The 12,605-nt window shown below is 51.9% G+C and carries 12 protein-coding genes; 4 read left to right on the top strand and 8 right to left on the bottom strand.

Annotated features, from left to right (window positions below):
* Positions 1 to 33: 33 nt before the first annotated feature.
* The gene (locus LQV63_RS03725; RefSeq protein WP_019420840.1) at positions 34 to 339 is read right to left on the bottom strand and encodes an MTH1187 family thiamine-binding protein; all 306 of its coding nucleotides are present in this window, start codon (positions 337 to 339) and stop codon (positions 34 to 36) included.
* Positions 340 to 613: 274 nt separating this feature from the next.
* Here LQV63_RS03725 and LQV63_RS03720 point away from each other — a divergent pair, with 274 nt between their 5' ends.
* Both LQV63_RS03720 and LQV63_RS03715 read left to right on the top strand, forming a co-directional pair.
* Positions 614 to 862 carry a DUF1858 domain-containing protein gene (locus tag LQV63_RS03720; protein ID WP_233695692.1) on the top strand — a complete coding sequence of 83 codons (249 nt, stop codon included), beginning with the start codon at positions 614 to 616 and terminating at the stop codon, positions 860 to 862.
* On the top strand, positions 855 to 2,117 hold the full coding sequence (locus LQV63_RS03715) for a DUF438 domain-containing protein (RefSeq protein ID WP_233695691.1): 1,263 nt from the start codon (positions 855 to 857) through the stop codon (positions 2,115 to 2,117). The genes LQV63_RS03720 and LQV63_RS03715 overlap by 8 nt, the downstream gene beginning before the upstream one ends.
* A gap of 369 nt (positions 2,118 to 2,486) precedes the next feature.
* On the opposite strand, the gene LQV63_RS03710 is transcribed toward LQV63_RS03715, so the two are convergent.
* Both LQV63_RS03710 and LQV63_RS03705 read right to left on the bottom strand, forming a co-directional pair.
* A complete protein-coding gene (locus LQV63_RS03710; protein ID WP_233695690.1) occupies positions 2,487 to 4,124 on the bottom strand; it encodes a formate--tetrahydrofolate ligase in 1,638 nt (545 codons plus the stop codon).
* A 174-nt stretch (positions 4,125 to 4,298) separates the two neighbouring features.
* A complete protein-coding gene (locus tag LQV63_RS03705) occupies positions 4,299 to 4,625 on the bottom strand; it encodes a hypothetical protein (RefSeq protein ID WP_233695689.1) in 327 nt (108 codons plus the stop codon).
* A gap of 142 nt (positions 4,626 to 4,767) precedes the next feature.
* Here LQV63_RS03705 and LQV63_RS31955 point away from each other — a divergent pair, with 142 nt between their 5' ends.
* Both LQV63_RS31955 and LQV63_RS03695 read left to right on the top strand, forming a co-directional pair.
* Positions 4,768 to 5,445 carry a TetR/AcrR family transcriptional regulator gene (locus tag LQV63_RS31955; protein WP_407672881.1) on the top strand — a complete coding sequence of 226 codons (678 nt, stop codon included), beginning with the start codon at positions 4,768 to 4,770 and terminating at the stop codon, positions 5,443 to 5,445.
* 151 nt (positions 5,446 to 5,596) lie between these two features.
* Positions 5,597 to 6,508 (top strand): DUF3895 domain-containing protein, encoded by a 912-nt coding sequence (locus LQV63_RS03695; RefSeq protein WP_019420834.1) that lies wholly within the window; start codon positions 5,597 to 5,599, stop codon positions 6,506 to 6,508.
* Positions 6,509 to 6,606: 98 nt separating this feature from the next.
* Here the strand turns inward: LQV63_RS03695 and LQV63_RS03690 are convergent, their stop codons facing one another.
* The 5 genes from LQV63_RS03690 to LQV63_RS03670 all read right to left on the bottom strand — a co-directional run bounded on the left by LQV63_RS03690 (position 6,607) and on the right by LQV63_RS03670 (position 12,577).
* Positions 6,607 to 7,062, bottom strand: coding sequence for a MarR family winged helix-turn-helix transcriptional regulator (locus tag LQV63_RS03690; protein ID WP_407672880.1), 456 nt, complete (start codon positions 7,060 to 7,062; stop codon positions 6,607 to 6,609).
* A gap of 61 nt (positions 7,063 to 7,123) precedes the next feature.
* Positions 7,124 to 9,745 (bottom strand): LuxR C-terminal-related transcriptional regulator, encoded by a 2,622-nt coding sequence (locus tag LQV63_RS03685; RefSeq protein ID WP_233695687.1) that lies wholly within the window; start codon positions 9,743 to 9,745, stop codon positions 7,124 to 7,126.
* Between the two features lie 146 nt (positions 9,746 to 9,891).
* Positions 9,892 to 10,866 carry an ABC transporter permease gene (locus LQV63_RS03680; RefSeq protein ID WP_233695686.1) on the bottom strand — a complete coding sequence of 325 codons (975 nt, stop codon included), beginning with the start codon at positions 10,864 to 10,866 and terminating at the stop codon, positions 9,892 to 9,894.
* The gene (locus LQV63_RS03675; protein ID WP_019420830.1) at positions 10,863 to 11,627 is read right to left on the bottom strand and encodes an ABC transporter permease; all 765 of its coding nucleotides are present in this window, start codon (positions 11,625 to 11,627) and stop codon (positions 10,863 to 10,865) included. The genes LQV63_RS03680 and LQV63_RS03675 overlap by 4 nt, the downstream gene beginning before the upstream one ends.
* 11 nt (positions 11,628 to 11,638) lie before the next feature.
* Positions 11,639 to 12,577: an ABC transporter ATP-binding protein gene (locus LQV63_RS03670; protein ID WP_019420829.1), complete on the bottom strand. Its 939-nt coding sequence runs from the start codon at positions 12,575 to 12,577 to the stop codon at positions 11,639 to 11,641.
* Between the last annotated feature and the right edge of the window lie 28 nt (positions 12,578 to 12,605).

Below are 12,605 nucleotides of genomic sequence, written 5' to 3'. Positions count from 1 at the left end.
TCATGCGCAAAGGCGGGACGCCGCTTCATCTCATTAAGCATTCAGCTTCTCTCTAACCGATTCAAGCTTCTGTACAACCGAAGACGCTTTGTCCCGGCGGTCGTCGATCTTAACAACGGTTGATACGCGCTTCGCCCCCGCTTGAAACGGACTCTCATGCAGGGCTTGTATGGCCGCAAACAATCGGTCGAGCGGACCTTCAATAATCGTCCCCATTGCAGTCAACTCGTACGTTATTCCCTCCACTTGGTCAATCGCCCGCTGCATATCAGCGACATAGCGGCTCAGGCTCGTGGAACCCGTGCCAACCGGAATTACGGTAATCTCGGCTATCGCCATATCCTCAACTCCTTTTCCTATGAGTATACATCCATCCTGAAAGCATTGCTTGCATGATTTCCAACTGTCCGAAAAGTTGCTTTTGTCCTCATCATACCTCAACGTTCGTCTCACCTCAATTCCCCCTTCATTACACTGTCACTGACTTTGTGCGTACAATCACAAGTCGGATAGGTTATCCATGCTACTGTAGCATTACAGGTATGAGAATAGTTCTCATTCTTGTGATGTGCTGAACCTGTGTAATCCCTAATCCATTAGAGGTGCTTCTACCATGAACAAAACACTGGATTTGACGAAATCCGTTTACGACCTATGTACATCAGACCCTGACGTCATACGCATCATGCAGTCATTAGGGTTTGATCAGATGGCGAACCCCATTATTTTGAACACCGCCGGACGGGTCATGACCATTCCGAAAGGCGCAAAGGCCCGGGGAAAGGATCTGAACCACATTATCGGGACGTTCGAACGCGAAGGCTACCACGTTATGGGAAAGGAGCGGTCTCATCATGAGTGAAATGATTAATAATCGCGAGCAAGACAGCGCAGCATCCAACCACCACCGCCAGCAGTTGTTGAAGGAGATCATAAAGGAACTACATGATGGCAAAAGCGTAGAGGAAGTCAAAGCCCGGTTCGAAAAAGCAGTAGGCGACGTCACGGTGGCAGAAATCTCGGCAATGGAGCATGCTCTCATGACCGAGGAGGGCATTCCTGTCGAGGAGGTGCAACGCCTCTGTTCGGTTCACACGGCCATATTCAAGGGATCGATTCAAGAAATTCACCGTCCTACGCAGCCAGAAGAACACCCCGGTCATCCGGTGCACACATTCATGCTGGAGAATCTTGAATTGGAGCAGCTCGTTCAATTCAAGCTGTCCCTTCATACCGAGCGCTTCGCGCAGGACGGCAGTGAGCGGAACAGATTAAGGCTGCTGGAGGACCTGAATCTGCTGATGGATGTAGATAAACATTACAGCCGCAAAGAGAACCTGCTATTTCCGTATCTTGAGAAATACGGCATTAACGGTCCGACACAAGTAATGTGGGGCGTTGACGATCGGATACGCGCCGCGCTGAAGACGGTGAAGCAGGCGATTATCGACTATCCGCAGGACGGCAGCCTGGACAGGGGAACCATCGCAGCACAATTGCAGGATGTCATTCACGAAGTGAGCGAAATGATATTTAAAGAAGAAAACATATTATTCCCCATGTCACTGCAAACGTTAACCGAAGATGAGTGGCTGCGCATCGCCGCTGAAAGCGGGGATATCGGGTATTGCCTCGCCGAACCCGCCGGCGTATGGAAGCCTGAACGCGCGCCAGCCGCAGCAGAAGATACGGCCATAAGCAAAGGGTTCATCCGCTTGGACACCGGCGTGCTTTCCTTGGCCCAACTGGAACTGCTGCTGAATCATCTGCCCGTAGATATTACATTCATTGATGAACATGATGTCGTTCGCTACTATTCTCACGGCAAAGAGCGCATCTTTACCCGCACCAAGTCCGTCATCGGCCGCACCGTACAGAACTGCCATCCGCCGCAAAGCGTGCATGTCGTGAATCAGCTATTGGTCGATTTCAAATCTGGAGCGAAGGATGTGGAAGATTTCTGGATTCGAATGAAAGACAAGTACGTGCTCATCCGTTATTTTGCTGTACGCGATGCGGACGGCCGTTATATGGGAACACTTGAATTTACGCAGAACATTGCGCCCATCCAAGCTATTGAAGGTGAAAAGCGCATTTATTCCGCAGTCCCGCAATAAATAAAAAGGAGGACGTCCCTTCGTCATCAATCCTGACTACCGGGACATCCTCTTTCTTATCGTTCACCAGCTTAAGCATCTCGCGCACGGCTAGGGTCATCGACACCATTGCGCCCGATTCAGCCTTCACTGATTCTCCCGCCTCCAACTGAATCACTAAGAGCGGAAATGCCGCTTTTTCTCACTTAGAGGTAAAATGAAAACGAGGACCTGATTATAAGAAACCAAGTCCTCAATCTGTAATCACGTTTGGAGCTAGCAGCAAGCAGCGTTACACCTTCAGCAAGTTCACCCGTTCCTCCGCTCCTCCGTTCTCCGCTTCCCGCCCGAATCATTCCATACTTCGGACGTTTAGGAACGCTTCAAGCACTACAGAAGCCCGACGATACGATCCTGCCCGTCAAGCTTAATCCGCTCCGCCGCAGGGGCCTTCGGCATGCCCGGCATGGTCATCACTTGACCCGTATGCACGACAGCGAAGCCCGCCCCCCTCGACCAACGAATATCCTGAACTTCGATCGCAAATCCTTCTGGCGCACCGAGCAAGCTCGGCCGATCCGTGAACGAATACGGCGTCTTCGCCATGCAGACAGGCACATTCCCTGCTCCGCGGCGCGCGAGCTCCTGAAGGGCCCGCTTCGCTGCCGGGCGGTATTTCACCTCAGACCCGCGGTAGATGCGTGTTACGATTGTGGCGATTTTGTCTTCGATCGTCATGTTGTCCGGATAGAGAAGACGGAAGTTCTCCTTCGCCTCCGATTGGTCCGCCAGCTCTGCCACCCGCTCCGCAAGCGCCCGGCAGCCTTCGCCGCCCTTATCCCACGCTTCCGAGATGACGGCTTCCGTACCCGCATCCCGGCATAAGGACATCACCGCCTCCAGCTCCGCTTCTGTGTCCGTAGCGAACCGGTTCACAGCCACCAGCACCGGCGCGCCGAACTGGCGCATATTCTCAATATGCCGCTTCACGTTGCAGAATCCGGCACGCACCGCCTCGACCTGCTCATGCGCAAGCTCCTGCTTCGGAACGCCGCCGTTGAACTTCATCGCCCGGACCGTCGCAACAATTACAATCACCGACGGGAAAAGGCCCGTCTGGCGGCATTTGATGTCCATGAATTTCTCAGCGCCAAGATCGGCTCCGAATCCCGCTTCAGTCACCACGTAATCCGCCAGCTTCAGCGCGTATCTCGTCGCGCGCACGCTGCTGCAGCCATGTGCGATATTGGCAAATGGACCGCCATGCACAAGCACCGGATCGCCCTCGATAGTCTGCACGAGATTCGGATGAATGGCGTCCTTCAAGAGCGCGCACATGGCATCGACCGCCTGCAAATCGGATGCGGATACCGGCTCGCCGCTATCGTTATACGCAATCACTATTTTACCCAGCCGTTCTCGCAGATCGTTCATATCTTCCGCAAGGCACAGAATCGCCATCACTTCCGAAGCGGTTGAAATCATAAATCCGTCCTCGCGCACCACTCCGTTGCCCTCGCCGATGCCGATGACAATGTTGCGCAAAGCGCGGTCATTCATATCCACAGCACGCTTCCACATCATGCGCGACGGGTTGATACGCAGTGCATTGCCTTGATGAAGATGATTATCCAGCAATGCCGCAAGCAAATTATGCGCCGAGGTAATCGCATGAATATCGCCGGTAAAGTGAAGATTGATATCCTCTGCCGGAACAATCTGCGCACTGCCGCTTCCGGTCGCGCCACCCTTCATGCCCATGCAAGGCCCAAGAGACGGCTCCCGCAGAGCGGCTGCCGCTCGCCGCCCGATACGATTCAGGCCTTGCGTCAGCCCGATCGTGGTCAATGTTTTCCCTTCCCCGGCCGGCGTCGGATTCATGGCCGTTACCAGAATTAGCTTGCCATCCGGACGGAGGGCGATATCGTCCCACACTTCACGTCCTAGCTTGGCCTTGTACTTGCCGTAAAGCTCAAGCTGTTCCTGTGCAATTCCTAGCTGTGCTGCCACGTCAACGATTGGTTTCATGATGCCTCCCGTAGGTTTCATTGGTAATATAGGTGACTCTATCTGCCTATTATTATACATGGTTGCGGTCACGAAGCTATACGTTCCCACACACGAAAAAAAGCCATGCCCAGGCTGCGGACCTTCGACATAACGACAAAGTGCCCGCTAACGGTACATGGCTTTCGGTTATAGTTATTCGTTGCCTCCGATGCGAATTGCAACGCCCCCGCCAATATGGATCGAGCCCTCGGAGGATTCAATGTGCAGGCTCCCATCCTCATTCGTATAAATACTTCCTTCCGGCGATTCAATCCGGAAGCCTCCATCTGAATCCGACTCAATGATGCCGTGCTTGGATTCCACACGAAAGTTATCCTGCGAGTCTGCCACAGGAGGCACGAATTCATTCGTTTCCGTTTGCGCAAACCGTATCTCTTGCACTTGCTTGATCCCCATAATTAAACCTGCTGCAATAAGCAAGAGTGCACAGCTAACGGTCAGATAGCCAAACCGCTTCATGAACAAGCTCCCCTTCCTCATTTTAAATCATATGCACATATAAACGTAAATTTCTTTTAACTCGACACATTCCAGTATAAGACAATCAATAAAACCGGCACTTCGGACTTAAGTCTAGTCTTATCTACATCTGTAGAGTGAAATGTGTACTAGGAGGAGGACCAGTCATATTGACACGATGCATGAAAAATCTTACATTACGATTATGAAAAGAAATAGTAGATATAGAGTTCGAAAAACGTCCAATCGAGAAGTCGTTTTGCAGATCGCCTCACAGCTTTTTTTGACAGCTGGTTATCAACAGACGAGCATTGAAGATATCGTAACCGCAAGCCGGGTATCGAAGGCTAACATTTATTATCATTTTAAAAATAAGGAGGATATCCTGTTATCTGTTCTAGACCAGCTCATAAGCCACTATCATGAAGGCATCACCTCCATCATGTCCCAACATCATGTTCCGGTTATTGCTCGAATCGAATTCATTCTCCGCATGTTATCATACGAATCATTGCAACGAAATTGCCAAGCGGGTTGCCCTTTTCTCACCTTACATGCCCAGACCTCAAGAGAATGCGAACCCGTGCGGGATAAAATCCGACATTTCGTCCACCAGCAAACGCTCACCATAGAACAGCTTCTTATAGAAGGCAAGAGCAAGAACGAGCTTCACACTGCTCTTCCTGTCAAGCAGACCGCAGCGCTTATTATATCGCTGTGGGAAGGCGGACTGTTTCTGGCTCACGCCAGCGGAGACAGAGACTTCCTGCAGCATGTATTTGTCTCCTTGGAATGGATGCTCCGCGACCACCAACAATAGCTTCTCCCTCAAGATGGAATGGCAGCTTAGCACGAAGCGTGGTAACCTTTTCTTAAGGACTTGTCTGATAGGAAAACGTTATAAGTGGCACTGCTGCTGCAAAGAAAAGCGCACGGAATGGATCAAGCTGCGCATTAAGGGGGGATAAAGCTTGATTTTAACTGTCGAGGAACGGGATTCCATTCTATCCGAACTGAATGAACAACAGCGTGATTTTCTGTCAAAACAATTGGTTCGCTCTCGGCGAACGGTGTTTGCCAATGCGATGGCCAAGGAAAAGGGCTTCCATATTCCAGAGAACGCTGATCCTGAAGACATTGAAGCTTTACTAGACGAATGGGTGTACACGGGATATATTGACGCAGGATCAGTCTCTCCCGAGCTTCGTTGTGAATGTGGCCGCTCCCTTCGTTACCAGCACCAGGTCGAGCACAAAAAGACCGGTGAAGTCAAGAAATTCGGCATTGAACATTTAAAAGAACACCTTGGCATCGATGCTTCGATGGTATCCGCTATCAAGAAAGGGTTCGATGCGATTGACTATGAATTGGACGAAATGCTCATTAAAAGGAAGAGCGACTGGCAGCCCAATCCGGAGATGCTGGACATAGAGGGCTTGCCAGAAGATGTGATGTCCCATTTGAAGCTAGGTCTGCCTTTATTAGACCGGCAGGTGAAACGCCTGCGACAACAGCCTCCAGCCCGTAAAGTATGGATCGATAATTACACCCCTCCTGTGCAGGAACCATCCTCCAATGAGGATATGTTGTTGGACCTGTTCACATGGCAGGAAGAACCGATGGCACCGAAGCCGTCAGCTGCATCATCTGGATTGCCGGCGTCGCTTCATGCTCCGATCCAGGCATATATCGCGGGCGGTGTGCGGAGTGCAAGAGTGATATGCGAGTTGCTTATACGGGAACAGCACGCTGATGAAGAGCGGTTTTTGACGGGAAAGCCTAAAATATTCATCGAGGTGTGCAGGTTCATCGAACAGAGCTATCCGAATGCATCCGTTCAAGCATTGGACAAAGAGGATAGAAGCTACTCCATTCCTGAATAATCCTTGATGGCAAGCGAAGACACGGCAGTTCGGCAGAGATCTTGACAGGCTGCTCCCACTAAGGGAACAGCCTGTATGGATTGCCGTTTATTCGCGTCTTACCCATTTGATATTCCTGCTGTGCTCAGATTGTGATGCATGTGCTGAAGGAAGCGCCTCAGCAGCACTTTTTCTTCCTCACGGAAGCCTGCAAAGCACTGCTCCTCAATCTGATGCACCACCTGCTCGACATGGCCGATAACGGCTGTTCCCTGTGGCAGCAAATACACGCGTGATACGCGCATGTCTACGCTATCCGCTCGCCGTTCAATGAGTCCGGACTTCTCCATCCGGTTCAGCATGACCGTAATGGTCGCCGGCTTCACCTTCATCTTATCGACAAGTTCCTTCTGACTGCGGCCATCCTGCTCGTGCAGCAGTAGAAGCAGCGGCATTTGCCCCGGATGGATCCCGGCATCTTGGACCATCCTCATCATTTGGTAGTTATATGCCCGTACAACCTGAGACAGGAGCACCTCGATAGAATCCAAATAAGTATCTTCCAAATGAGTCACCCCTTGTTTCGTCGGCGCTATCCTTGAATGAGGAGCATTCTAGCATAATTGACGATCGAGTTCAATTGATGAGGTCCATGTGGCCCTCATCAATGAGTAAGCCGAGCTGGCGCGCCTTTTCTACTGCTTCGATCCGTTTGGATACATCCAGCTTGCCGTAAATGTTCAGCACATGCGTCTTTACGGTCGCTAACGAAATACATAACACTTCACCGATCTGCTTGTTCGACGCACCGCCCGCCATCACCTGCAGCACTTCCAGCTCTCGATCGCTCAGCAGCTTGCGCTCTTCACGCGGTGGCTGCATATAAGAGATCAGCTCCAGCAGAAATGCTCTCTCCGCCGCATTCAAGTCGTTGCCTAACGTATCCAGCAGCTTGCGAACATGGGGGAATGCAGCTGTCAGCACAAACGGGTAAAAATAGTGATTGACGTAGCTGTAATGCACAGCTTCCCTCATCAGGTACAGCCTTTCCCGCTCGCGTGCCTGTTGACTGTTCCGCTCCGCCGGAGCTTCGTCCAGCAGCTCGAGCTTTAATAGCAAGGCCTCAGTCAACAGCACCTTCACCTTATGCTTGCGCGTTCGTTCTAACACATCGTCTGTCAATTGCAATGCTTGTTCCCATCGTTCTTGGTCAGCAAGCAGCCGGGCATAGACGAGCTTGTCTTCATAACGCATATAGCTGCCTTCACTCGCGCGTTCATTCATATGGGAAAGAAAACGATCCACCAGTTGGGCATCGACAGCTCCGACTAGACGCTGGAACTTCAAAAGCGAAGCGATCGTGGATGGCTGCTGATAATAATCGTAAGCGCACAGCTCCGCCAACCGTTCGGATGCCTCCCGCTTCTCGCCCCGCAGCAAATGAAGTTCAATCACGTTGATTAAGTAGCCCCGTTCCATAGACACATACGAACGCTCTGACTGCTTCCGCGCTTCGTTCAGCATCTGTTCCGCTTCGTTCAGGCGCATCGTCTTCAGGTAGATGCCCGCGACCCCGATATAACTGTTCATGCTAATCGCCGATAAATAAGGAGCGCTCTGCAATAAGGCAAATAGAGACGCATATACTTGCTCGCACTCCCTTAATTCGCCAAGCAATTCCTTCAACTGCCCCTTGAGGATAAGAGCAAAATAACGAATATACGGATTACTCGTCTGCACCTCCGACCGCAGTACACGTTCAAGACCATTCAGCGCTTCCGCATACTGGTCCCTCATCATAAACATAATGGCGCCTGTAATATCGATGATTGTACGCGTACCTTCGCTTATCTCCGCCAGATCGAAGCTCTCCATGAGCGATGCGGAGGTCAGCCCTTCCTCCACCGCTTCATCCTCCAAGAAGAAGCGGTAAATGAACGTAAGGCGATCCAGCATGTCGCTGCGCCCGTTCTCCCGCATCTGATTCATCATCTGCGCGCATAACTCGAACTCCATATTGCAGAAATGCAAAAACAGCCGTTGAAATAATAAATCAAAGCTATCGGTCAACGCAGGAACGGGGATTTGACGCAAATAAGCCCAGCCGCGGACATTCGCTCCCCACTGCTTCAACAGCCGCATCGCCCCTTCATAGTCGGAGATGCACAACCGATGCTTGATGCTCTCCTCCACGTCATCCCATTGCTCGAATATGTCAGCTGCCCGCATATGCAGCTCCCGCTGCCTCGGTTCTTCCCATTCGGAGAACTTCGTCTGCAAATAGGTGCCGAACAAGTGATGGTAGCGGTATATTCCCTCCTGCTCATCAATCGTGATAATGAATAAGTGATGATCGAGCAGCTTGCTGAGAAGAGTACGCGCCTCAGACTTATGCAGCACAAGCCTGCATATAGACTCATTGAAGTAACCGAGGATGGAGGTCGCGATCAGGAACTCCCTCTCTTCTTCCGATAATGAATTCAATATTTCATTGGACCAGTACTCGAGCATGTACGGATTCAGCTCCGGCAACTCGGCGGAGGGCACATTTCGCTTCCGATGCAGAGCCAGCGTCATGAGCTGCATGCCGCCAACCCAGCCTTCCGCGCGCTCGATCAGCCGGCGCTCGATATCGGGAGCGAGCCGCACGCCAAGCGTATGCTCAAGGAAGTCCGCCGACTCTTCCGGCGTAAACCGCAGCTCTTCTTCGCGAATATCCATATACTTCCCTGACATCATCCACTCTCCGAAGTAGAGCGGGGGCGTCGTCCGGGTAAGCAAGATTAATCGAACCGAATCAGGCGTATGCTTCATGAAGAAGGACAGCGTATCCGTAATATCCGGTTCGTGAATGACATGAAAATCGTCCAAAATCAAGGTTAAATCCGTTACTGCTTGAAGCCTATTTACAATGATAACCAACATATTGTGAAGATCATGCTGCTGCGGCATCGCTTCCAGTCGTTCCGACAGCATTTCCCACTCCTCGCCCAAGTCTGCCCGCATCGCTTCCAGCATGTAATACCAGAATGTATACACATCGTTGTGTTCCGGCTCCAGCGAGATCCAGCGCACATGTTGCTGCGGATGCTCCGCCAGGAACGATGTTACGAGCGTCGTCTTGCCGCTTCCGGCGGCACCCTGAACGACGACGGCTTTGCATTCGGCCATCTGCTGCAGCTTATACGTCAACCTGCTTCGCATCACGTAATTGGCGCGGGGCGCGGGCGGCTTCAATCGGGTCGCTATCAGCTTCACACGTTCCACTCCTAACTCTGCCTTGGCAATCTGGGATCACTCTGGCTCCCATTCAGCGCTTCTGTCTTCTATCATACGGTGCTTGGCATGAACAGAGAAGCTTTTTTATCCATTAACCTCTTGTTCAAGTCCTTTTTGAGCACGCGTTAATAGTGCCCTGCCCGATACCGGCGCGCACAGACGGCCCAGCCCGCGATCATGAACGCAGCAACCCATGCGAGCACGTATGACAGCGGACCGATCCATTGGCTGATCGCAAGTCCTTGTTCCAGCTTCCCCACCACGCTCATCCACTGTGTCTGCGGAAGCCACTGTGTGATGTACTTCCACCATGTCTGCTCATTCGTCACCGCATATACCGTGCCGGACAGCAGGCAGGTGAGCACGGTGAGCGCTCCGCCGGTCATGACCGCATTGTCGCTGCTTCGGCACGCTGCCATCACGAATAAAGCGAAGCCCACGGCAAGCAGAACAGGGACGATAAGCAGCATAGCTATGGCGGGCAGGGAATAACCTAGCTCCAAGCCAAATCCGAGCCGTGCGGCACATATAATGACAACCGTCGGCACATAGAGCATGAGGAAGGCAACGAGACATTGCGCGCCAAGGTAAGCCTTCAAGCCAGCCGGAGACAAAGCCGTCCGCCGCAGCGTCCCGCTCTCGCGATCCTCGCCGAATAGCGTAAGAAACATGACGCCTTGCAGCAGCAGGATCATGAGCAGAAAGCCCATCATCGTCGTCCCAATGCCGCGTTGCGGCTCATCCGGTATCGTACCACCAGCCAAGACCTCCCGGATCTCGGCTTCCAGCTTCTCCCCCTTGATCGTCAACACCTCGAATGCGCCATCAACTTGCACCGTGATAATGCCGTCATATTTCTGACGGACGAGCGAGGATACAGGCGGCGCGTCGTTCACACTCTCCACTTGAAACCGCTCCAGGCCCGACAGACGGTCAAGCGCCCCGACGACAGCCAGCTTCACCTTCATCCCGCCGTAGTTGGCCAGCAGAACGGCCCCTGCGATCGCTAATACAATCATGACATACGTGACAAGCAAATAGGCTTTGCGGCTAGCCATTCTCTGCATATTCAACCGCATTAAGCATCCGAATGCATTCATACCATCTCCTCCGTTCGAAACGTCCATTTGCAGCCCAGCAGGAGCAGTGCAGTTCCGATCAACAACCCGCTGACCAGCGGTATGAAGCTCCACAGGCTTCCGTCATACACGATGCGGAACAGCCCATCCACCACCCATTTGACCGGCGAGAAGTACGATAACGTTTCCGCCGTCCTGCCCAAGCTGTCCCAGGAGAAGAAGAGTCCCCCCATCAAGGCAAGCACATTATTAACGACATTTAATATTTTGTTCGCTAATTCTTCACTCTTCCACAAGCAGCAGAACCAGACGCCAAATGCAGCCGAAAATAAGTGAAAAAGCGCCAGCGCGACGAATACGTAAACCGCATCTTTTCCTCCAAAATAAACGCCAAATAAGACAACGAGCAGCACCGCAAGCATCCCCATGCACAGGGTGGTAAATACAAAGGTCGCTAATATTTTGGATAAATACACCCACGATGTTCGAATCGGGGAATACAGCACTCGCATATTACTTGCTCTCAGCTTCCGTTCCATAAAGCTGTTGGATGCTGTCATAGATACATTCAGCGCATGAAAGACTAGCAACGTAATACCGTAATAATCGTACGAAGTGACCGTGTCGCCATATTGTCCGCGCGTCAGATAACCGAGGATGAGAATGAGCAGCAGCGGGAACAACGTATTGGTGAGCAGCATCACAGGGCTGGTGAGCAAATTCATAAAGTCCCGCTTCCACAACATGCCGAACCCGCGGGTCGATTGAACAAATTGAGCCATCGTTCTCCCTCCTAATCCCGCAGCTTGCGACCGGTGAGCTGTAGAAATACGGCCTCCAGGCTTGCCGCCAAACTTGTGAAGTGCTTTACTTTGATGCCATGGTTGACGAAAAAGGCCATTAATTTGTCCGTGTTCTCGATCCCTTTAACCGTAGCGATGCGCAGCAGATTGTCATGCTTCTCCACTTGCTTCACGCCATCGACGCGAAACAGCCGTTCTTCGGACAGCTCGCTTGCGTCTTCCAGCTCGACCTCAATCCACTTTTCGTCCCCCAGCAGTTCCTTCAGTTCTTCCTTCGTACCGGAAGCGATGACCTCTCCTTGATCGATTATAAGAATACGGGTCGAGATTTCCTCTACTTCCTCCATATAGTGGGTCGTATAGAGAATGGTGCTGCCCTGATCCCTCAGCTCCCGAATCGATTCCAGAATATGATTGCGCGAATGTGGATCGATGCCTACGGTCGGTTCATCCATAATCAATATTTCCGGACGGTGGGCAATGGCGCATGCCATATTGAGCCGCCGCTTCATTCCTCCCGAAAAAGTGCGCGGCTTATCGCCACGCCGGTCATACAATCCGACGAACTGGAGGGCTTCCGCAACCCGCTCCCGCAGCATGTCGCCCCGCAGCCCATACAGCGAAGCGAAGAACGTGACATTACCCTCTGCCGTGACGTCCTCATAGATCGCTAAATCCTGCGGCACGATACCTAGCTTGCGTTTATAATGGGACAACTGCTCCTCTACTCTCGTTCCACGGAACGAAATGCGGCCTTCATTGTAGCTCAGCACCGTGGACAAAATGTGAATAGCCGTGCTCTTGCCCGCTCCGTTCGGTCCAAGGAAACATAAGATTTCGCCTTCATGCACTTGAAAGGAAAGGTCCTTCAGCGCATGATGCTCGCCATATAACTTGGATACATGATTCATTTCCAACATCGGTGTCATGGATAATCCCCTCCTGAACCCATCGTAC

The sequence above is a fragment of the Paenibacillus profundus genome (assembly GCF_021369635.1).
Lineage (GTDB): Bacteria > Bacillota > Bacilli > Paenibacillales > Paenibacillaceae > Paenibacillus_B > Paenibacillus_B profundus.
The sequence above is the reverse complement of the archived record's forward strand: the minus strand, read 5'-3'. Positions and strand labels throughout refer to the sequence as shown.